This is a genomic window from Frigoribacterium sp. AC512, from assembly GCF_979258295.1.
In genome coordinates this window covers 958175-979911 of sequence record NZ_OZ409850.1, presented here as the reverse complement: position 1 = coordinate 979911, position 21737 = coordinate 958175, and the positions used below count along the sequence as shown (strand labels likewise).

The window sequence follows — 21737 nt, the reverse complement described above, 5'->3', positions numbered from 1 at the left end:
TCCGCCTGTTGAGGAACCATCGGGCGTGGCTACGGGGGGAGGCCTTGCCACTTGGCGGGGCTCCACGACGAGAATGGCCCCGCGAAACGGCAACCCACTTGTGCGGTCGCGCGGTTCAGCGGCGCGTAGGGGGGCTGCTTGCCACTTCGCGGGGGTTCTGGTGCGCCGGTGGGCCCGCGAAGTGGCAAGTCACCGGGCGAGCGGGCGACGGACGTAGGTAGGCGAGCGACCGGGCGCACGCGAGTCGCGCGGACGCAAGCGCGCGGGGGCGCGGGGGCGCGGGGGCGCGGGGGCGCGGGGGCGGGCTAGCGCGCGAAGGAGGCGGGCGCGTGCGCGGCGTAGCCGGCGCGGGTCGCGCGGGCGACCGCGTCCGGCAGGGCGGCGAGCAGCGCGTCGACGTCGGCCTCCGTGCTCGTGTGGCCGACCGTCATGCGCAGCGCGCCCCGCGCCTCCTCGTCGGTGAGGCCCATCGCGAGCAGGACGTGCGACGCCTCCGGGATGCCGGCCTGGCAGGCGGACCCGGTCGAGACGGCGACGCCGGCCGCGTCGAGGAGGAACAGCAGCGAGTCGCCCTCGCACCCGGGGAAGGTGAAGTGCGCGTTGCCGGGGAGGCGGTCGACCGAGTCGCCCCGCAGCACCGCCGACGGGACGGCGGCCTGCACCCCCGCGACGAGGCGGTCGCGCAGCGGCTCGTACGCGCGGTGCGGCTGCTCGGCGGCGACGGCGAACGCGACCGCGGCCGGGCCGTCCTGGGTGCCCGAGCGCACCTGGCGCTGCTGGCCGCCCCCGTGGATCAGCGGCTCGACGGTCGCGGTGCGCGCGAGCACGAGGGCGCCGATGCCGATCGGACCGCCGATCTTGTGGGCGCTGACGCTGAGGGCGGCGAGGCCGCTCGAGCGGAAGTCGACAGGCACCTGTCCGTACGCGGCCACGGCGTCGCAGTGCACCGGCACGCCGTGCGCGGCGGCGAGCGCGACGACCTCGTCGACGGGCTGCAGCGTGCCGACCTCGTTGTTGGCCCAGAGCAGGCTGACCAGCGCGACGTCGTCGTGCTCGTCGAGCGCCGCGGCGAGCGCGTCGACCCGCAGCCGGCCGTGCTCGTCGAGCGGCAGCCAGGTCACGACGGCACCGTCGTGCCGCTCGAGCCACTCGACGGCGTCGACCGTGGCGTGGTGCTCGCCGGCGGGCACGAGGAGGCGCGGGCGCGGCCGGTCAGCCTGCCTCGCCCACCAGAGGCCCTTGACCCCGAGGTTCACGGACTCGGTGCCGCCGGAGGTGAAGACGACCTCGATCGGCTCGCAGCCGAGGGAGGCGGCGACGCGCTCGCGCGCCTCCTCGAGCACCCGTTTGGCGCCCTGGCCGGCGGAGTGGATCGACGAGGGGTTGCCGACCGTGCCGAGGGCCGCGGCGTACGCGGCGATCGCCGCGGGGTGCATCGGCGTCGTCGCCGCGTGGTCGAGGTAGACGACCATCGGGGCGCCTCCTGTCGGTCGGTCGTTCGGTCGGCGCGAGGGCCGTGCCGACCCTCGTCGCGGGCCCGTGTCGGCCCTCATCTACTGTAGGTCCCGTGCCCGACATCGACCCCCTCGCCGACCTCGGAGTGCGCCAGGGGCCGGACGGGCCGACGCTCCGCGTCTTCTCGTCGTCCGCCGAGCGCCTCGAGGTCGTGATCGACGACGCGCCGCACGACCGGGTCGTCCCCCTGACCCGCGACGAGCACGACGTGTGGAGCGCCGCCGACGCGGCGCTGACGCCGGGCCGGCGCTACTGGCTCCGCGTCGACGGGGCCGACCGCTCCGACGGGCCGGCGGGCGACACGGCCCGTGCCGACGGCGTCGGACCGCCCGCCCTGCTCGACCCCTATGCCCGCGGCCTCGGCCGGACAGGCCGCGGCGAGCACCGCACCACCGTGATCGACGAGTCGTTCGACTGGGGCGGCGTCGAGAAGCCGCGCACCCCGCTCGACCGGGTGGTCGTCTACGAGGCCCACGTCCGCGGCCTGACCCGGCTCGCGCCGTTCGTCCCCGACGAGCTGCGCGGCACCTACGCCGGGCTCGCCGCCGACACGACGATCGCCTACCTGAAGGGCCTCGGCGTCACCGCCGTCCAGCTGCTGCCGGTGCACCAGCACGTCGACGAGCAGCGCCTCGTCGCGCAGGGCCTCGAGAACTACTGGGGCTACAACACGCTGTCCTATTTCGCGCCGCACGCCGCGTACGCGAGCCGCGACGCCCAGCTGGCGGGCGCCTCCGCCGTCGTGCGCGAGTTCAAGGGCATGGTCAGGCTGCTGCACGAGGCGGGCATCGAGGTCTGGCTCGACGTCGTCTACAACCACACCGCAGAAGAGGGCGAGGACGGCGGGCCCGTCACGAGCCTCCGCGGCCTCGACTCGACCGCCTACTACCGGCACGACTCCGAGGGCCGCCCCGTCGACGTCACCGGCTGCGGCAACTCGCTCGACACGAGCCACCCTGCCGCGCACCGCCTCGTGCTGGACTCGCTCCGCTACTGGGCGAACGAGATGCAGATCGACGGCTTCCGCTTCGACCTCGCCGCGACGCTCGGCCGCGACGCGGGCCACGTCTTCGACCCCGAGCACCCGCTGCTGCACGACATCGTCTCCGACCCGGCCCTGGCGGGCGTCAAGATGGTCGCCGAGCCGTGGGACGTCGGCGCCGGCGGCTGGCAGACCGGCGCGTTCCCCGACGGGTGGATCGAGTGGAACGACCGGTTCCGCAACCGGGCCCGCGACTTCTGGCTGACCGACGTCGCGACCGCCAGGGCGCAGGGCGCTCCCCCCACCGGCGTCGGCAGCTTCGCCTCGAAGCTCAGCGGGTCGAGCAACGTCTTCAGCCACGGCCGCGGGCCGCTCGCCGGGCTCAACTTCGTCACCGCGCACGACGGCTTCACCCTGCTCGACCTCGTCTCGCACGACGCCAAGCACAACCTGAGCAACGGCGAGCAGAACCGCGACGGCACCGACGACAACCGCTCGTTCAACCACGGCGTCGAGGGCCACAGCGACAACCCGTGGATCAGCGACGCGCGACGCCGCTCGATGCGGAACCTGCTGGGGACCCTCTTCGTCTCGCCGGGAGTGCCCATGCTGACGGCCGGCGACGAGCGCGGCCGCACCCAGCGCGGCAACAACAACGGATACTGCACCGACAGCGAGCTGACCTGGGTCGACTGGGCGACGCAGCCCTGGCAGCAGGGAATCCACGACGACGTGGCCGCGCTCGCGCGGATCCGCCGGGAGAACCCCGCGCTCCGCCCGATGCGCTTCGGCGTCGAGGGCGCCTGCACCCTCAGCGCGAACGACATCACCTGGGCCGACGCGTCCGGCGCCGAGATGCGCCAGGACGAGTGGGAGGACCCGCGCGTCCGCACCCTGCAGTACGTGGCCCGCTCGACGCCTGAGCACGAGGCGCCGAACACGGTGCTCGTGCTGGTCCACGGGGCCGAGTCCGCGGCGGCCGTCACGCTCCCCCGTGCCGAGGGCGTCGCCGGCTGGGAGCCGCTCTGGTCGAGCGACGACTCCGCCGAGCTGCACCCCCTCGAGCCGGGCGACGAGGTGCTCGTCTCGGCCCCCACGGTCGTGATCTTCCGGGCCGTGTCGTGAGCGGCGGGCGCACCCCGTCGGCCGCAGGCGCGGGCAGGGGCGTCGGCACCCCGGCGACCGTCGCGCTGACCGCTGCGGGCATCCCGTTCACGGCGCACGCCTACGAGCACCACGACACCGCGACGAACTTCGGCGAGGAGGCGGCGGCCGAGCTCGGCCTGTCGGAGGACCGCGTCTTCAAGACGCTCGTGGCCTCGGCCGACGACGAGCTCGTCGTCGCGGTGGTGCCCGTCGCCCGCCGCCTCGACCTCAAGGCCCTCGCCGCCGCCCTCGGCGCGAAGAAGGCCCGGCTCGCCGACCCCGCCGTGGCCGAGCGACGCACGGGCTACGTCGTCGGCGGCATCAGCCCGGTGGGCCAGCGCACGGCGCTGGCGACCGTGGTCGACGCGAGCGCCGCCTCCTTCGCCACCGTCTTCGTCAGCGCCGGGAGGCGCGGGCTCGACCTCGAGATCGCACCCGACGACCTGGTGCTCGCCACCGGGGCGCGGCTGCTGCCGATCGCCCGGGACTGACCTGGCCACCGTGACCGACCTGGCCAGCATGACGGACCCCACGACCCTCTGGGCCGTCGTGGCCGTCGCCGCGGCGCTGCTCGCGCTCAACGGCGTGACCGTCCTCGTCTACGCGCTCGACAAGCGGGCCGCCCGGCGCGGGGCTCGTCGGGTGCCCGAGCGCACACTGCTGACGCTCGGCCTCGCCGGAGGCTGGCCGGGCGCGATCGTGGCGCAGCGGCGGCTGCGGCACAAGAACCGCAAGCGGTCGTTCCAGTCCTCGTTCCGGCTGACCGTCGCCCTCAACCTCGCGATCGTCGTGGTCGTGGTGCTCGTCGGGCGCCTGCCGGCGGGCTAAGACCTACGCCGGCACCTCCTCCTCGGCCCAGTGGCACGCGGCCGTGTGGTCCTCGCCCTCGCGGCCGTGCGGCAGCATCGCGGGGACGTCCTCGACGCAGGCCCGCTTCTTGTCGTCGGGCAGCAGCGCGAACAGCGGGCAGCGACTGCGGAACCGGCAGCCGGTCTGCTGCACGGTCGGGCTCGGCGGGTCGCCGGGCAGCAGGATGTGCTCCCGGGCCCGCTCGACGACCGGGTCGGGCACGGGCACGGCCGACAGCAGCGCGCGCGTGTACGGGTGCAGCGGGTGCTCGAAGACGTCGTCGACCGGACCGGTCTCGACCGTGCGCCCGAGGTACATGACGCTGACGCGGTCGGCGACGTGGCGGATCACCGCCAGGTCGTGCGACACGAACAGGTACGACAGGTCGAGCGTCGCCTTGAGCTCGGCGAGCAGGTTGAGCACGCCCGCCTGGATCGACACGTCGAGGGCGGAGACGGGCTCGTCGAGGACGACGAGGGCCGGGTCGGCGGCGAGCGCCCGCGCGATCGAGATGCGTTGGCGCTGGCCGCCCGAGAACTCGTGCGGGTAGCGGGTCGCGGCGGCCGGCTCGAGGCCGACGAGCCGCATCAGCTCGGGCACGCGACGTGCGATCTCGTCGGACGATCGCCCGGCCGCGCGCAGCGGCTCGGCGACGATGTCGCTCACGGGCTGCCGGGGGTCGAGGCTCGCCATCGGGTCCTGGAACACCATCGAGACGGTGCTCCGGAGGCGCGCGACCGTCGAGCGGTCGAGCCGGCCCGACGAGAGGTCGGTCCCCAGCAGCTCGATGGTGCCGGCCTCGGGCCGACGCAGGTCCATGATCTCGTGCAGCGTCGTGCTCTTGCCGGAGCCCGACTCCCCCACGAGGCCGAGCGTCTCGCCGCGGCGGACGTCGAGGTCGACGCCGTCGACGGCCCAGACGGTGCCGACCCGGCGCTTGAACACCGCGCCCTTCGTGATCGGGAACGTCTTGACGAGCCCGTCGACGTGCAGCACGCGCTCGCGCTGCTCGCGGGCGACGCGCGACAGGGCCGACCGCGGCGCCTCGGGCAGGTCGTAGACCTCCTCGGGCTCGGTGCCCTCGCCGACCAGCTCGTCCGAGTGCAGGCAGGCAGCCGCGTGTCCTGCCTCGACCGACGGCGCCTGCTCGAGGGGCGGCTCCACCGCACGGCAGTCGTCGCGCACGAGCGGGCACCGGGCGGCGAAGGGGCAGCCGGAGGCGAGCGACAGCAGCGACGGCGGCGTGCCGGGGATGGGCACGAGCGGCTGGTCGCTCCGCTGGTCGAGGCGCGGCAGCGCGCCGATCAGGCCGACCGTGTACGGCATGCGCGGATGGGCGAACAGATCTTCCGCCGTGGCCGTCTCGACGACCCGCCCCGCGTACATGACGGCGATGCGGTCGGCGAAGCCGGCGATGACGCCGAGGTCGTGGCTGACGAAGACGAGGGCGGCCCCGGTCTCGCGCTGGGCCGTGCGCAGCACCGAGATGACCTGTGCCTGGATCGTCACGTCGAGGGCCGTGGTCGGTTCGTCGGCGAGGATGACGTCGGGGTCGTTGGCGATCGCCATGGCGATCATGGCGCGCTGGCGCATGCCGCCCGAGAACTCGTGCGGGAACGAGTCGACGCGCCGCTCCGGCTCGGGGATCCCCACGAGGCCGAGCAGCTCCACGGCCCGGGCGCGTGCCTCCGCCTTGCTGCCCCCGCGGTGGATCAGCACCGTCTCGGCGATCTGCTGCCCCACCGTGTAGACGGGCGTGAAGGCCGACAGCGGGTCCTGGAACACCATCGCGATGCGGGCGCCCCGGATGGTCGACATCGCCTTGTCGCCCTTGCCGAGCAGCTCCTCGCCGTCGAGCCGGATCGACCCGGTCACCTGCGCGGTCGACGGCAGCAGGCCGAGGATCGCCGTGCTCGTCACGGACTTGCCCGAGCCGGACTCGCCGACGATGCCGAGCACCTCTCCCCGGCGCAGGGTGAGGTCGATGCCGCGGACGGCCCGGACGGGCCCGTCCGGCGTCGGGAACGTGACGTGCAGGTCGCGCACCTCGAGCACCGGAGCCGAGGAGGCGCGGGTCGGGACGACGGGATCGGCGAGGGTCATCGGGTCTCCCCCGTGGGTCGGGTCGCGGCGGTGGGGACGGTCGCGCCGGGCGCGGCGGGCGCGTCCTCGGACAGCGCGGCGGCACGCCCGACGGGGGCGGCGCCTCCTCGTCCTCGGCCGCCCGCGCGCAGGCGACGACGGCGACCGGTGCGGCCTGCCGTCGAGGTGGGGTCGAGCGCGTCTCGGAGGCCGTCGCCGAGCAGGTTGCTCGCGAGGGCGAAGACGATCAGCGCGCCGGCGGCGAAGAAGAAGAGCCAGGGCTTGGTCGTCGCCACGTTCTGGTTCTGGGCGATCAGCGTGCCGAGCGAGACGTCGGGCGGCTGCACGCCGAAGCCGAAGTACGACAGCCCCGACTCGGTGAGCACGGCGGCGCCGATCGCGATGGTCGCGTCGATGACGAGGAACGACGCGACGTTCGGCAGGATGTGCCGCGTGATGATCGTGAAGTGGCCGATGCCCATGTAGCGGGCGGCGCGGATGAACTCCCGCTCCTTGATGCTGAGCGTGAGCGAGCGCACCACTCGCGCCGTGATCATCCAGCCGAACAGGGCCAGCAGCGCGACGAGGATCAGCCAGCCGAACTGCTTGAGGCGCGGCGACAGGATCGCGATGATGAGGAACGACGGCAGCACGAGCAGCAGGTCGACGAAGATCATGACGACCCGGTCGACCCAGCCGCCGAAGTAGCCGGCCACCGCGCCGAGGAACCCGGCGATCGCAGTCGAGAACAGGGCGACGAGCAGGCCGATCAGCAGCGATTTCTGCATGCCGCGGGCGGTCTGCGCGAAGACGTCCTGACCGATGTTGTTGGTGCCGAACCAGTGCGCGCCGGTCGGGGGCGACGACAGTGCCGTGTAGTCGATGTAGTCGTAGGCCCACGGCGAGACGAGCGGCCCGAGGAACGCGAAGGCGAACAGCAGCAGCACGGTGACGAGGCCGACGGTGGCGCCCCGGTTGGAGAAGAGCCGGCGCATCGTGAGCACGAAACGGTTCGGCGAGGCTGTCACCGCCTCCTCACGGGTGGCGGGCAGCACGTCGTCGGCGCCGCCGTCGAGCAGCTCGGGACTGAACCTGGTCATGGTGGCTCCCCTTACTTCTGGCTGCGCACGCGCGGGTCGAGGACGGCGTTCAGCACGTCGCTGACGAAGCCGGCGAAGAGCACGACGACAGCGCTGTAGAGCGTGTAGGCCACGACGACGTTCACGTCGTTGCCCTGCACGGCGTCGATGAACCAGGCGCCGAGGCCGTTCCAGCCGAAGATCTTCTCGGTGAAGGTGGCGCCGGTCAGCACGCCGAGGAACGCGAAGGCGAAGAGCGTCGTCATCGGGATGAGCGCGGTCCGCAGGCCGTGCTTGACGATGGCGGGGCGCCTCCGGAGGCCCTTGGCCCTGGCGGTGCGGATGAAGTCCGCCTGCAGCACGTCGAGCATCGTCGACCGCTGGTACCGGCTGTAGATCGCGATGAGCCCGGCGGCGATCGAGATGGTGGGCAGCAGGAGGTGCACGGCACGGTCTCCGATGATCGTCGCGAAGCCGCCCCCGAGCCCCGGCGTGGCCTCGCCCGTGAAGCTGATCAGCTGGAACCCGAGCACGCTGTTGAGCTGCGTGGCCCCGATCTTGAGCAGCACCGCGGAGAGGAAGACCGGGGTCGAGATGAGGACGAACGAGAGGATCGCCGAGACTCGGTCGGAGAGCTTGTACTGCCGGACGGCGTTCCAGGTGCCCACGGCGATGGCGAGCACGATGCCGATCACGGACCCCGCGAGCAGGAGGCGGAGGCTCACCCCGAGACGCGGCCAGAACTCCGTGTCCACCGGCTTGTCCTGGATCGTCCTGCCGAGGTCTCCGGTCACTGCGCCGCCGAGCCAGGAGGCGTAGCGCTCGACGACCGGGACCTTGTCGTTGACGCCGATCGAGTCGAGCTTCGCGTCGATCACCTGCTCGGTGGGTCGTGGGTTGCGCTCGGCGTAGGCGGACCGGGGGGTGAACGTCGCCGACGCCAGGAAGTACGTCAGGGACGTGGCGATGAAGACGAGAGCGACGTAGTACACCAGCCGCCGCGCGAGATAGCGGGCCATGGAAGAACAACATAGACGTACCCCGAGGGCATCGGTGCCGTGACGTTTCAGGCGTGTAACGAAGTGGCAGAAAAGTTCGCATCGAGTGCACGGATCCGTAGCGTGGCACTCGTCGGTCCCGGACGAGGGGGGCCCCGGCTCGCGATCACCGGGCGGGACAGCACCTCGGACCACTGGGTTGACCGGCGTTTTTCACACCATCTAGTTCGGAGTGCCATGAAGAACACGAAGAAGGCCGGCGTCGTCGCAGGCCTCGCCGCACTCGCTCTCGTCGTCACGGCGTGCAGCGGCGGAGGCGGCCAGGACGGCGACGGCGCACCCAAGAACGGCGAGCTGTCCCCCACCGGCGACATCAACGCGACGGCGGCCGGCGACGTCGAGCAGGGCGGCACCCTCACCCTCCCGCTCTCGCAGCTGCCCTCGCAGTGGAACTACGGCCAGCTCGACGGCGCGCTCGTCGACGCCGCGCTGATCGAGAGCGCGATCCTGCCGCAGCCGTTCCGCATCGACGAGGAAGGCGTGCCGCAGATCGACGAGGACCTCGTCACCAGCGCCGAGGCCACCAGCGACGACCCTCTCGTCGTCACCTACGACATCAACCCCGACGCGACGTGGAACGACGGCACCCCGATCACGGTGGCCGACTTCCAGGCCTGGTGGACGGCCCTCAAGGGCACGAACGCCGAGTACCTCGTCGGCAGCACCCTCGGCCCCGACCGCATGGCGAGCGTCGAGCCCGGCACGAGCGACAAGCAGGTCGTCGTGACGTACTCGGAGCCCTTCTCCGACTGGAAGTCGATGTTCGCGCCGCTGTACCCGGCCAAGATCTACAACGACCCGACCGCGTTCAACACGGCCTACGTCGACGCCGTGCCGATCTCTGCCGGCCCGTACAAGATCGACGAGATCGACCAGACGGCCCAGACCGTCACGATGGTGCCCGACGAGAACTGGTGGGGCGACGCCCCCAAGCTCGACACGGTGATCTTCCGCGCTCTCGACGGCGACGCCGACATCGACGCGTACCTCAACGGCGAGATCGACCAGGTCTACGCGAACTCGTCCGACCGGTACGACCGGGTCAAGGACGCCGACGGCAGCGAGCTCCGCGCGGCCCCCTCGGCTCGCTACACCCACGTCGACTTCAGCACGAAGGGCCTCCTGGCCGACGAGGCCGTCCGCCAGGCGATCCAGCACGCGGTCGACCGCGACGCGCTCGGCAAGGTCATCACGGGCACGCTGCCGTACGAGGTCTCGACGCTGAACAACCACCTGTACCTCAGCACCGACGGGGCGTACCAGGACAACGCGGGCGAGACGGGCGACTACGACGTCGAGGAGGCCGGCAAGATCCTCGACGACGCGGGCTGGGAGATGGACGGCGACGTCCGTGCGAAGGACGGCGAGCAGCTCGCCATCTCGATCACCATCCCCTCGTCGGCACCGGTGTCACAGCAGCTCGCCGAGGTGATCCAGAGCCAGCTGACCGCGGTCGGCATCAAGCTCGACATCAACGCGGTCGGCACGGACGCCTTCTTCGAGGACAACGTCACGCCCGGCAACTACGACATGACGATCTTCGTCTGGGCCGGCACCGGCTACCAGGCCTCGGGCGTCAGCATCTACAACCAGGACGAGCAGGGTCAGAACTACGGCCGCGTCTCGAGCGACGAGATCAGCTCGCTGCTCGACGAGGCGGTCGCCGAGGGCGACCCCGACACCGCGGCCGACCTGTACAACCAAGCCGACGAGGCGATCTGGGAGATCGGGCACTCGATGCCGATCATCCAGCAGCCGCTCGTCTCGGCGCAGAGCCCGAAGCTCGCCAACTACGGCGCCCGCGCCGGGGCGTCGGACCTCGACTGGACGATCGTCGGCTTCACGAAGTAGCACCGGCCGCCCCTGACGGGACGACCACGAGCCCCGCTCGGACCACGCCTCGGCGCGGGACGGGCGGGGCCTCGTGCTGTGCGGCGCGGGTCGCAGCGCCGCGCCGCGCCGCGGAGGGCGCTCGGGACCGCGAGCGGGGGCCGCTGCCGGCGACCGGACCGGTTCGGGCCGGGTCCGGGCGCGCTGCAGCAGCGTCCCGTGACGGCACCACGGCGATCGACCGGGGTGACGGCAGGACGGTGCCCGTCGTGCTGACGAGCGTGTCGAGGGCGCCGGGCTCTCGGGGCGGATCGCACCCCGGGCGGGCAGGCCGCGTCGACAGATCCGACTGTACCGGTCCCCCTGATGGCGGACAAGACATTTCGATGCGATCGCATCCACCCAGTTGGAGGGTCAGCGGTCTCGACGCAGGCTGGGCGTCGCACGCCACCCGGCGATCCCCCGCCGTCCCCGACGGAGGCGGTACGCGGGGCCTCGAGACCGGGTAGCGTCGCCCCCGTGGCGACAGCATACGAACCCAGAGTCGGGCGGATCCCCGTCACGGCGCTCTCCCCGACCACCCCCGACCGGGACTTCCCGACGAAGGCCTTCGCCGGAGAGGTCGTGCCCTTCGGCGCGACCGTCTTCCGCGAGGGGCACGACGTCGTCGGCGCCGACCTGGTCCTGACCGACCCCTCCGGGTCCGAGTCCCGGCACCCGCTCGTCGCGGGCCTGCCCGGCACCGACCGCTGGACGACGGAGGTGCAGCTCGAGACGGAGGGCGACTGGACCTGGCAGGTCGAGGCGTACACCGACGACTGGGCCACCTGGCTGCACACCGCCGAGATCAAGGTCCCGGCCGAGCTGGACGTCGAGGTGACCTTCGCGCTCGGCAGCCGCCTCCTCGCCGCCGCCGCCCCCGGCTACCCCGACACGACTCTCGTGCGGGACGCGGCCAAGGCCCTCGCCAACGAGGCGCTCTCCCCCGGCTCGCGGCTCCGCGTCGCGACCGATCCGCGCCTCGCCGCCGTCTTCGCCGCCAAGCCGATGGCCAGCCTGGTCACGCGCAGCGCCCCGGAGGAGCTGCGCGTCGAGCGCAGCCGCGCCGCGGTAGGCAGCTGGTACGAGTTCTTCCCCCGCAGCGAGGGCGCCAAGAAGCTGCCCGACGGCACCTGGAAGAGCGGCACGTTCCGCACCGCGGCCCGCCGCCTCCCCGCGATCTCGCGGATGGGCTTCGACGTGCTCTACATCCCGCCCGTGCACCCCATCGGCACGACGTTCCGCAAGGGCCCGAACAACACCCTGACCGCCGGTCCGAACGACCCCGGCTCGCCCTACGCGATCGGCTCGCCCGACGGCGGCCACGACGCGGTGCACCCCGATCTCGGCACCCTCGCCGACTTCCGCTGGTTCGTCGACACCGCCAAGAACACGGGCCTCGAGCTGGCGCTCGACCTGGCCCTGCAGTGCTCGCCCGACCACCCGTGGGTCACCGAGCACCCCGAGTGGTTCACGACGCTGCCCGACGGCACGATCGCCTACGCCGAGAACCCGCCGAAGAAGTACCAGGACATCTACCCCCTGAACTTCGACAACGACTACGAGGGCGTCAGCCGCGAGGTGCTCCGGATCGTGCGGCACTGGATCGAGCTCGGCGTCACGATCTTCCGCGTCGACAACCCGCACACGAAGCCCGTCCGCTTCTGGGAGTGGCTGCTGCACGAGGTGCGGCAGACCAACCCCGAGGTGGTGTTCCTCTCCGAGGCGTTCACCAAGCCGGCCATGATGCAGGCGCTCGCCCGTGTCGGCTTCCACCAGTCGTACACGTACTTCACCTGGCGCAACGAGAAGTGGGAGCTCGAGGAGTACCTCGACGAGCTGTCGAAGGAGACGAGCGCCTGGCTGCGCCCGAACCTGTTCGTCAACACCCACGACATCCTCACCCCCTACCTGCAGTACGGCGGTCGCCCGGCGTACAAGGTGCGGGCCGCGATCGCCGCGACGGCGTCGCCGACCTGGGGCGTGTACTCGGGCTACGAGCTCTTCGAGGACGTCGCCCGTCCGGGCTCGGAGGAGAACATCGACAACGAGAAGTACGAGTACAAGCCGCGCGACTGGGCCGGCGCGGAGGCGGAGGGCGCGACCCTCGCCCCCTACCTGACCCAGCTCAACCGCATCCGCAGCTCGCACCCGGCCCTCCGTCAGCTCCGCAACCTCGACCTGCACTCGAGCGACGACGACGCCGTCCTCGTCTACTCGAAGTACCTGTCGCGGGCGCACACGCGCAGCGGCAGGGCCGACGCGATCATCGTCGTCGCCAACGTCGACCCCCACTCGGCCCGCGAGACCACCGTGCACCTCGACGTCACCAAGTTCGGCCTGCAGCCGGGCGGGACGTACACGGTGCGCGACCTCATCACCGGCCAGTCGTGGACCTGGGGCGACGACAACTACGTCCGCCTCGACGCCTTCGTCGAGCCCGTGCACGTGCTGTCCGTCGACCTCACCCGAGCGCCGTAGGAAGGCGACCCACCATGAGCATCTTCTCCCGCCACGGTTCCTCCCGAGACGGCGACCGTCGCGAGCCTGTCCAGCCCGAGCCGGTCGCCCCGGAGCCCGTCGCCCCTGAGCCCGCGGCTGCCGAGCCCGACGTCGCCCAGCCCGTCGCTGCGGAGCCTGACGTCGCCGAGCCCGTCGCTGCCGAGCCTGACGTCGCCGAGCCCGACGTCGCCGGGCCGGTCACCTCGGTGCCCGACGAGAACGACCCGCCCGTCACGGCCGAGCCCCCGCTGCCCCTCGACGAGCCGACGACCGCCGATGAGCCGACCACTGCGGACGAACCGGACGAGCCGTCCGACCCGGCCGAGGCCGACGAGCCCCTCCTCGCCTCGTCCGTGCCCGCCCCGGTCCCGACCGAGGAGCGGCCCGTCCTCGAGCTCGACGAGGCGACCCCGGCCGAGCAGGCCGCGGAGCGCCCCGTCCTCCACGAGGACCCGACGCCCCCGGACGTCCGACGAGAGCCCGCGGCGTCCGCGCGTCAGCTCCCCGCGCTCGACGACGCCGAGGTGCTGGCCGCGGCCGAGGGTCGGCACGCCCACCCGCACGCCCTCCTCGGCGAGCACACCGTCGACGGCGTCACCGTCGTGCGCGTCGTCCGGCCGCTCGCCGGCTCCGTCAGCGTGACGGGCGCCTCCGGCGAGGCCGTCGTCCTCGAGCACCACGCGCACGGGCTGTGGCAGGGCGTCGCCCCGGCACCGCTCGGCGGCTACCAGGTGACGGCCGACTACGAAGGAGGCGCCCCCTGGGTCGCCGACGACCCGTACCGGTTCTCCCCCACCGTCGGCGACCTCGACCTCTACCTCTTCGGCGAGGGCCGTCACGAGCAGCTCTGGACCGTGCTGGGCAGCCACGTGCGCGAGCACGAGGGCGTCCGCGGCACCTCCTTCGCCGTGTGGGCCCCGCACGCGCAGGCGGTCCGCGTCGTCGGCGACCTGAACGGCTGGTGGGGCGAGCGCCACGCGATGCGGCGTCTCGACGGCAACGGCGTGTGGGAGCTCTTCGTGCCGGGCGTCGACCAGGGCTCGTACAAGTACCAGATCCTCACGCCCGACGGCGAGTGGGTCGAACGGGCCGACCCGATGGCACGACGCGCCGAGGTCCCCCCGGCCACCGCCTCCGTCATCACCGAGGCCGGCCACGACTGGGGCGACGATGCCTGGCTCGAGCGCCGCGCGGCGACCGACCAGCACGCCGGCCCGATGAGCGTCTACGAGCTGCACGTCGGCTCGTGGAAGCCCGGCCTCGGGTTCCGCGAGCTGGCCGATCCGCTGGTCGACTACGTCACCGCGCTCGGCTTCACGCACGTCGAGTTCATGCCGCTCGCGCAGCACCCCTTCGGCGGCTCGTGGGGCTACCAGGTCACCGGCTACTACGCGCCGCAGAGCACCTGGGGCTCCCCCGACGACCTGCGCTACCTGATCGACCGGCTGCACCAGGCCGGCGTCGGCGTCATCGTCGACTGGGTGCCCGGGCACTTCCCGAAGGACGAGTGGGCCCTCGGCCGCTTCGACGGCCGCAGCGTCTACGAGCACTCGGACCCGCGTCGCGGCGAGCAGCCCGACTGGGGCACCTACGTCTTCAACTTCGGCGACTCGCAGGTGCGGAACTTCCTGGTGGCGAACGCGCTGTACTGGTTCGAGGAGTTCCACGTCGACGGTCTCCGCGTCGACGCCGTGGCCTCGATGCTCTACCTCGACTACAGCCGGAACGACGGCGAGTGGCTGCCGAACGAGCACGGGGGCCGCGAGGCCACCGAGGCGATCTCGTTCCTGCAGGAGACCAACGCCACGGCCTACCGCCGCCACCCCGGCATCGTGATGATCGCCGAGGAGTCGACCAGCTGGCCGGGAGTGTCACGCCCCACCAGCGAGGGCGGCCTCGGCTTCGGCCTCAAGTGGAACATGGGCTGGATGCACGACACCCTCGACTACGTCGAGAAGGACCCGCTCTACCGCTCGTACCACCACGGCGAGATCACCTTCTCGTTCCACTACGCGTGGAGCGAGAACTTCATGCTGCCGATCAGCCACGACGAGGTCGTCTACGGCAAGGGCTCGCTCTTCGAGAAGATGCCCGGAGACGATTGGCAGAAGCGCGCGAACCTCCGCGCGTACCTCGCCTACATGTGGGGCCACCCCGGCAAGCAGCTGCTCTTCATGGGATCCGAGTTCGGCCAGCCGACGGAGTGGAGCCAGGAGCTCGGGCTCGACTGGTCGGTGCTCGACCGACCTCAGCACCAGCAGGTCTTCGACCTCGTCGGCCGCCTGAACCAGGTGTACAAGTCGGAGAGCGCCCTCTGGGCGCACGACTTCGACACCGAGGGCTTCGAGTGGATCGACGGCGGCGCGGGTGAGCAGAGCGTGGTCGCGTTCCTCCGCAAGTCGGGCTCGGGCGACTCGCTCGCCGTGCTGGCGAACTTCTCCGGCCAGCCGCAGCGCATGCGCTTCGGCCTGCCGGAGGCCGGCACGTGGGACGAGGTGCTGAACACCGACGCGACGATCTACGGCGGCTCGGGCGTAGGCAACTTCGGCGCCGTCACGGCCGTCGACAGCCCGTGGGCCGGGCGTCCCGCCTCCGCCGACGTCCAGCTGCCGCCGCTCGGCGTCGTCTGGCTGAAGCTCCGCCGCTGAGCAGCCGCGTCGCTCCTCCCCCGGGGCGACGTGCACGAAGGGCCCCGACGACCAGGTCGTCGGGGCCCTTCGTGCATCGCGCGTCTCAGTACAGCAGCATCGTCAACCGGCGCCGGGCGGCGACGACGCGGGGGTCGTCCACTCCCAAGATCTCGAAGTAGTCGAGGAGGCGGGTGCGGGCGGCGTCCTTGCCTGCCGCGTCGAGCGACGGGAAGACCGTCAGCACGCGGTCGAAGGCGTCGTCGACGTGACCGCCGCTGACGTCGAGGTCGGCCACTGCCAGCTGGGCGTCGACGTCGGCCGGCGCCGCGGCGGCCGCGCCGCGGACGTCGGCGATCGTCACGCCCTGCAGGCGGGCGATCAGCGACACCTGGGCGAGGCCCGCGACGGCCAGCTGGTCGCGCGGGTCCTGCGCGATGGCCGTCCGGTAGGCGGTGATCGCCGCGTCGTAGTCGCCTCGGTCGATCGCGTCGTAGGCGTCCTGGTGGTGCGGCGGCAGGGGCTCGGGCTCGGGTTCGGGCGTCTCGCCGTCCTCGGAGGCCGCGGCGCCGTCGACCACGGCCGTCCCGGTGACGCCGTTCTGCGCAGCCAGCTCGAGCACCTGCTCGAACACGTCGCGCACCTGGGCCTCGGGCAGCGCGCCGACGAACAGCTGCACGGGCCGACCGCCGATGACGGCCGCCACCGCGGGGATCGACTGCGCCTGGAACGCCTCGGTGAGCTGGGGGTTCGCGTCGACGTCGACCTTGACGAGCAGCAGCCGGCCCGCGTACTCGGCCACGAGCTTGTCGAGGACGGGCGAGAGCTGCTTGCACGGCCCGCACCACTCGGCCCAGAGGTCGACGATCACGGGGACCGTGTTGCTCAGCTCGAGCACCTGGGAGAAGGTCGCGTCGGTCGCGTCCACGACGAGCGCGGGGACCGCGACGGCGGCGCCCGGGGCGCTGGCGGGCTGGCCGGGTGCCGCCGGCTGCGCAGGAGCGCCGGCGGCGGACGGTGCGGGCCGGTTGACGAGGGACGACAGGTCGACCGCCCCTCGGAGGCCGGCGGGGACGGGGGGAAGGCCGGTCACGGCAGCTCCTTCGCTTGGATGAGTGCCTGGCTGAAGCCGAGCAGGACGATCTTGTCGTCGCTGCCCACGGGAGGCACCTGGAACAACAACTGGACACCGTAGGTCGCCTCGATGCCCTTCTTGGACGTGTCGAGGCCGAGCAGGGACTTGACGACGCCCTGCGGCTCGACGCTCGCGCCCTCGGCGGTCGGCTTGACCGTCTCGACCTCGTTCAGCGCCACCGAGACGAGCGCCCCGGCGTCGTTCGTCGCGAAGGCCACCGCGTCGTCCTCGACGGGGGTCGACGAGAACTCGATGGAGGCGGTGGTCGGCAGGGCCGTCCGCTTCGCGTCCTTGTAGGCCTTGCCGATCTTGTCGCGCAGCGTGTCGCCCTCGCCCTGGAACTGCGCGGCCCACTGGCTCTCGTCGCCGTTGCGGAGGATGTCGCCGTAGGCCTCGGCGAGCTGGTCCGGCCGCAGGGTCAGGAGCTTGACGTCCGGTGCGAGCCTCGCGGCGCCGATCGTGGCGGGAGCGACCGTCGGCAGGGTGGCCTGCGCCTCGAGCGACTGGGCGTACTCGACCTTGTACGGGTCGCGAGCCGTCTCCTGGAGCAGCGTCAGGGCGACGGGCGCCTTGGTCGCGTCGGCGTCCTGGACGACCGTGAAGAGGGTGCGCGGCCACGTGTCCGACTGCTGCGGCAGCGTGAGGGTCACGTCGCCTGCGGGGATGGCCAGCGGGCCGGCGGCCGCGGCGTCCTTCGCCCGGATGACGTAGTCGGCCTGGCGCTGCTGGAGGGCAGGACCGGTGAACCGCGTCTCGGCCAGCGCGGCGTCGAGCGCACCGTCCGCCTGCGCCGCGACCGCCGCGATGCGCTCGACGATCCGCTCCGCCTGGGCGACCGTCACGACCGGGGGCTGCACGCTCGGGGCGTCGTCCTCGGCGTCGGCGCCGTCGGTCGGGGCGGCCGTCGGGGTCGCCGTCGCGGCCGAGCTCGCGCCCGCGCCCTCGGCGGGGGCCGGCCAGTAGTCGGCGGAGCAGCCGGCGAGGGCCAGCGACCCGACGAGGAGGAGGGGCACGACGGCGACCGACCGGCGCGCCCGGCCGCGACGCGCGCCGGGCGACGCCGAGGCGTCGATCGACTCGGGGGTCCCCGCCTTGAGCGCGCGGCGGCGGGACGGCCGGGAGAGCTTGGGGCGCGAGCCGTCGCTGGAGGTGCGGCGGGGGCCACGCGTCCGGCGGTGGTGCACGATCGCCCAGATGTACAGCAGGACGCCGATCAGGAGCGTGACCAGTCCGCCGACGATCAGGGGGCCGGCGGTCGGGGTCGCCGTCGAGAGGGGCCAGGTGACCGCGACGTCCGCCGGCGCGGGCTCGGTCCCGTCGGAGACGACGACGAGGGACACGTCGTCGGGCGCGTCCAGGGAGAAGGTCAGGGGGCTGCCGCTGTACTGGTCGTACCAGAGGTCGGAGTCGGCCGGGTCGGGCACCGTCGTCTCGTCGCCGGCGACGGTTCGGGTCGTGAGCTCGCCCGAGTCCGCGTCCCACTCGACGAGGTTGTAGTCGGCGTCGCCGACCCAGCCCATCACGTCCGAGGTGCGACCGGTGGCGGCGAAGACGCTGTCGGCCCCGTCGATCGAGACGGTCTGGCGCCCGTCGTGCCCGTGCAGGGCGCTGGCGGGCACGACGGTGACGGTCGCCTCGGAGGAGCTGGTCGACACCGAGGACGAGACGCTCGACGGAGGCGCGAACACCGTGCGCTGGGCGAACCCGAGGGCCACCATCAGCGCCGCGAGCACGACGACGACGACAGCGATGATGAAACGCACGTTGTTTTCTCCCTCCGTGCCGCCATCCCGGTCGGGTGGGAGCGCCGCGGCAGAAGCCGACGGAGCTCGCGCGGGCCTGGCCGGGAGGCCGGGCACGGCGGCGGGTATTTAAGACGGCTCAGCGTATCCGACCAGCCTGAGTGCCGCACCCCGGCCTTCCTCGCGAACCGTCACGCCCTCCTCCGGCCGCTAAAATCGTCGCGCCGGGCACGTGAGCAGTGCCCGCCACGGACGCGAAGGAGACACGGTGGCTGCTGACGACACGGAATTCGGGACCGAGCTGCGCGGCTACCGCAAGGACGACGTCGACGCGGCCCTCGGCGACCTCCGTCGCGAGCTGATCAAGGCCAACGCCGACCGTGCCGAGATGGCGGGGTCCGTCAAGCAGCTCCAGACGCGCCTCGACGACCTGCAGACGGAGCTCGAGGAGGCCGGCACGCCCACCTACGCCGGCCTGGGCAGCAAGCTCGAGCAGACCCTCCGGCTCGCGGAGGAGCAGGCGACCGCCCTCGTCAGCAAAGCCGACATCGACTCCGAGGAGCTCCGCACCTCGTCGACGAGCGAGGCACGTCGGGTGCTCTCCGACGCCCGGGAGCGCGCCGACGCCCTCCTCGAGGACGCCCGGGGCCGGGCCGCCGCCCAGGTCGCCGAGAGCACCGGCGAGGCCGACCGCATGGTGGCCAGGGCGCGCGGCGAGGCGCGTTCGCTGCTGCAGGAGGCCCAGCGCGACTCCTCCGCCATGCGGGGCGCAGCAGCCACCGAGTCGGCCGAGAACGTCAGCACGGCACGGCACGAGGTCGCCGCCCTGCACGCGACCGCCGAGCGCGAGGTCGCCGAGCTGCGGGCCCAGGTCGAGCGCGAGGTCGCCGACGCCCGTGACGGCGCCGCGGCGCTGGCACGGGACACCGAGCTGGCACGAGCCGAGTTCGTCGCCGAGGACGAACGCGTGCGCGCCGACCTCGCCCGCGAGTCCGAGACGGTTCGCGCCGAGCTGGCGCGCCTGGACGAGACCACCCGCGCCGATCTCGAGCTCGAGGTCGCCACCCGACGGGACGACCTCGCCCGAGAGGTCGAGGCTGCCCGCGCCGAGCTCGACGACGACGTCGACACCGGCCGTGCGGAGCTCGCGGAGCACGTCGCGGTGACCAGGGCAGAGCTCGACGCGGACGTCGCGCAGACGCGCGCCGCCCTGGAGCGCGAGGTCGAGGAGGCGCGCCTCGCTGTGCGGAGGGAGGTCGAGTCCGCCCGGGCCGACCTCGAGCACGAGCTGACGACGGCTCGTGACGCCCTCTCCGCCGAGGTCGCCGCCACCCACGAGCGCCTCGAGCGCGAGGTGCAGCAGCAACGGGACCGGCTCGAGCGCGAGGCGGGCGAGGCACGGGCCGTCGTCGAGGCCGAGACGGTCAACGCGAGGGCCGACCTCGACGCCGAGGTGGCCGAGAGCCAGGCGCAGCTCGTCGACGACGAGGAGGCGCAGCGCGTGCGCCTCGCGGCCGAGGCCGCGACCCAGCAGGCGAGGCTCGTCGCCGACCGCGAGACCGCCGTCGCCGAGCTCGCCCGGGAGCTCGAGGAGCGCCGCAGCGACGCGGAGGTCGAGCTGCGCACCCGACGCGACGAGGCCGAGCGTGAGCTGGTGCAGCGGCACCACGCCGCGGTGGCCGAGACGCAGGGCTACCTCGACGACGCCGCGGGGCAGCTCGAGGAGGCGCGGCAGCGCGCCGTCGAGACGCGCCGCGAGGCGGACGAGCTGGAGCGCACGTCGCACGAGCACGCCCGCACGGTCCGGTCGGAGGCCGACGCGACGGCCCACGACGTCCTCACGAACGCGGAGCAGCGTGCGGCGAGCCTCGTCGACGACGCCGAGCGCCGGTCCGCGGAGCTCACCGACGACGCCGAGCGCCGCCTGGCCGAGATCCGGGAGGAACGCGACGCCGTCGCGGGGTACCTCGAGAACCTGCGCGCCGTGTTGGCCCCGCAGGCGCAGGGTGCGTCAGAGTAGGCAGTCGGTGGCGTCGGGCTGAACGGCGCACCGGTCGTCGACAGGAGCCGCCCGCGTGAAGATCCACGATCCGTTCCGCCTCGGGCTGCTGGCGGGCCTCGGCGTCATCGCCGCCCTCGTGATCGGGGGCGCCCTCAGCGAGCTGTCGACGATCCTCACCTACGTGGGGGCCGCGATCTTCATCGCCCTGGGCCTCGACCCCGTCGTGTCGTGGCTGGAGAACCGCTCGGTGCCGCGCTGGCTCGCGATCGTCATCGTCTTCACGGTCGCGATCGGCGCCTTCGTCGGCGTGGTCTTCGCGATCGTGCCCGTCATCGTCAGCCAGGCGACGGCGCTGATAACGAACCTCGTCACGTACCTGCAGAGCGTCACCACGCAGGAGTTCGTCGACAACCTCCAGGCGCTCGTGCCCCAGAACTTCTTCGACGTGCAGCAGGCGCTCGACTCGGTCCTCGACTTCCTCACGAACCCCGACAACGTCGTCACCATCGGCGGCGGTGTGCTGGCCGTGGGCGTGGCCATCGGCAACGGGGTCTTCGCCACGGTCGTCGTGGTCATCCTCGTGCTCTACTTCACCTCGTCGATCAACACCTTCAAGGCCGGCATCTACCAGCTCGTCCCTGCGTCCAAGCGCGTGCGGTTCGCCGACCTCGCCGAGCAGATCAGCCAGTCGGTGGGCCGGTACGTGATCGGCCAGTTCACGCTCGCCGCCATCAACGGCGTCCTCAGCTTCGTCTTCCTCAGCTCCATCGGGGCGCAGCAGCCGGCGGTCTTCGCCTTCATCGCGTTCCTCGGCTCGATCATCCCGCTCGTCGGCACCATCAGCGGGTCGGCGATCATCGTGCTCGCGCAGATCGTGCTGCTGCCGGACTCCCCCGCGACCTGGGTCACCGCGGCCATCTGGTACCTCGTCTACATGCAGGTCGAGGCGTACGTCCTCAGCCCTCGCATCATGCGCCGAGCGGTCAAGGTCCCGGGGGTCGTCGTCGTCATCGCCGCGCTCACCGGCGGCACGCTGCTGGGCGTGCTCGGGGCGCTGATCGCCATCCCGGTCGCCGCCTCGATCCTCCTGATCATCCGGCAGGTCGTCGTGCCGCGGCAGGACGCCCGCTGAGGGCAGGAGCTGCCGCG

14 protein-coding genes are annotated in these 21737 nt (G+C 72.6%); 8 read left to right on the top strand and 6 right to left on the bottom strand.

Annotated elements, in window-relative coordinates:
- Nucleotides 1-305 precede the first annotated feature (305 nt).
- Complete coding sequence (locus tag ACZZ97_RS04445; RefSeq protein WP_463472393.1) at nt 306-1472, bottom strand: cysteine desulfurase family protein; 1167 nt, start codon at nt 1470-1472, stop codon at nt 306-308.
- A gap of 95 nt (nt 1473-1567) precedes the next feature.
- Between ACZZ97_RS04445 and glgX the strand changes: the two genes are divergently transcribed.
- From glgX to ACZZ97_RS04430, 3 genes are read left to right on the top strand one after another with little or no spacing between them, the layout of a single operon-like run.
- The gene (gene glgX, locus ACZZ97_RS04440; protein ID WP_463472392.1) at nt 1568-3622 is read left to right on the top strand and encodes a glycogen debranching protein GlgX; all 2055 of its coding nucleotides are present in this window, start codon (nt 1568-1570) and stop codon (nt 3620-3622) included.
- A complete protein-coding gene (gene ybaK, locus ACZZ97_RS04435; RefSeq protein WP_463472391.1) occupies nt 3619-4134 on the top strand; it encodes a Cys-tRNA(Pro) deacylase in 516 nt (171 codons plus the stop codon). Before glgX ends, ybaK begins: the two co-directional genes overlap by 4 nt.
- 10 nt (nt 4135-4144) lie before the next feature.
- Nucleotides 4145-4471, top strand: a complete 327-nt coding sequence (locus tag ACZZ97_RS04430; RefSeq protein ID WP_463472390.1) for a DUF1294 domain-containing protein — start codon at nt 4145-4147, stop codon at nt 4469-4471.
- 3 nt (nt 4472-4474) lie between these two features.
- Here the strand turns inward: ACZZ97_RS04430 and ACZZ97_RS04425 are convergent, their stop codons facing one another.
- Genes ACZZ97_RS04425 through ACZZ97_RS04415 form a run of 3 tightly spaced genes read right to left on the bottom strand, consistent with a single transcriptional unit; the run spans nt 4475 to nt 8672 of the window.
- On the bottom strand, nt 4475-6595 hold the full coding sequence (locus ACZZ97_RS04425) for a dipeptide ABC transporter ATP-binding protein (RefSeq protein WP_463472389.1): 2121 nt from the start codon (nt 6593-6595) through the stop codon (nt 4475-4477).
- Nucleotides 6592-7674 carry an ABC transporter permease gene (locus ACZZ97_RS04420; RefSeq protein ID WP_463472388.1) on the bottom strand — a complete coding sequence of 361 codons (1083 nt, stop codon included), beginning with the start codon at nt 7672-7674 and terminating at the stop codon, nt 6592-6594. The genes ACZZ97_RS04425 and ACZZ97_RS04420 overlap by 4 nt, the downstream gene beginning before the upstream one ends.
- An 11-nt stretch (nt 7675-7685) precedes the next feature.
- A complete protein-coding gene (locus tag ACZZ97_RS04415) occupies nt 7686-8672 on the bottom strand; it encodes an ABC transporter permease (RefSeq protein ID WP_463472387.1) in 987 nt (328 codons plus the stop codon).
- Nucleotides 8673-8888: 216 nt separating this feature from the next.
- Between ACZZ97_RS04415 and ACZZ97_RS04410 the strand changes: the two genes are divergently transcribed.
- The 3 genes from ACZZ97_RS04410 to glgB all read left to right on the top strand — a co-directional run bounded on the left by ACZZ97_RS04410 (nt 8889) and on the right by glgB (nt 15730).
- The gene (locus ACZZ97_RS04410; RefSeq protein ID WP_463472386.1) at nt 8889-10562 is read left to right on the top strand and encodes an ABC transporter family substrate-binding protein; all 1674 of its coding nucleotides are present in this window, start codon (nt 8889-8891) and stop codon (nt 10560-10562) included.
- Between the two features lie 498 nt (nt 10563-11060).
- On the top strand, nt 11061-13061 hold the full coding sequence (locus tag ACZZ97_RS04405; RefSeq protein WP_314102220.1) for an alpha-1,4-glucan--maltose-1-phosphate maltosyltransferase: 2001 nt from the start codon (nt 11061-11063) through the stop codon (nt 13059-13061).
- Between the two features lie 14 nt (nt 13062-13075).
- Nucleotides 13076-15730 (top strand): 1,4-alpha-glucan branching protein GlgB, encoded by a 2655-nt coding sequence (glgB, locus tag ACZZ97_RS04400; RefSeq protein ID WP_463472385.1) that lies wholly within the window; start codon nt 13076-13078, stop codon nt 15728-15730.
- Between the two features lie 85 nt (nt 15731-15815).
- On the opposite strand, the gene ACZZ97_RS04395 is transcribed toward glgB, so the two are convergent.
- Together ACZZ97_RS04395 and ACZZ97_RS04390 are read right to left on the bottom strand one after the other, a co-directional pair.
- On the bottom strand, nt 15816-16802 hold the full coding sequence (locus ACZZ97_RS04395; RefSeq protein ID WP_463472384.1) for a tetratricopeptide repeat protein: 987 nt from the start codon (nt 16800-16802) through the stop codon (nt 15816-15818).
- The gene (locus ACZZ97_RS04390; protein ID WP_463472383.1) at nt 16799-18607 is read right to left on the bottom strand and encodes a hypothetical protein; all 1809 of its coding nucleotides are present in this window, start codon (nt 18605-18607) and stop codon (nt 16799-16801) included. The genes ACZZ97_RS04395 and ACZZ97_RS04390 overlap by 4 nt, the downstream gene beginning before the upstream one ends.
- Nucleotides 18608-18854: 247 nt before the next feature.
- Here ACZZ97_RS04390 and ACZZ97_RS04385 point away from each other — a divergent pair, with 247 nt between their 5' ends.
- Together ACZZ97_RS04385 and ACZZ97_RS04380 are read left to right on the top strand one after the other, a co-directional pair.
- Nucleotides 18855-20606, top strand: coding sequence for a coiled-coil domain-containing protein (locus tag ACZZ97_RS04385; protein ID WP_463472382.1), 1752 nt, complete (start codon nt 18855-18857; stop codon nt 20604-20606).
- 55 nt (nt 20607-20661) lie between these two features.
- The gene (locus ACZZ97_RS04380; RefSeq protein WP_314104025.1) at nt 20662-21720 is read left to right on the top strand and encodes an AI-2E family transporter; all 1059 of its coding nucleotides are present in this window, start codon (nt 20662-20664) and stop codon (nt 21718-21720) included.
- The last annotated feature ends 17 nt before the right edge of the window (nt 21721-21737 follow it).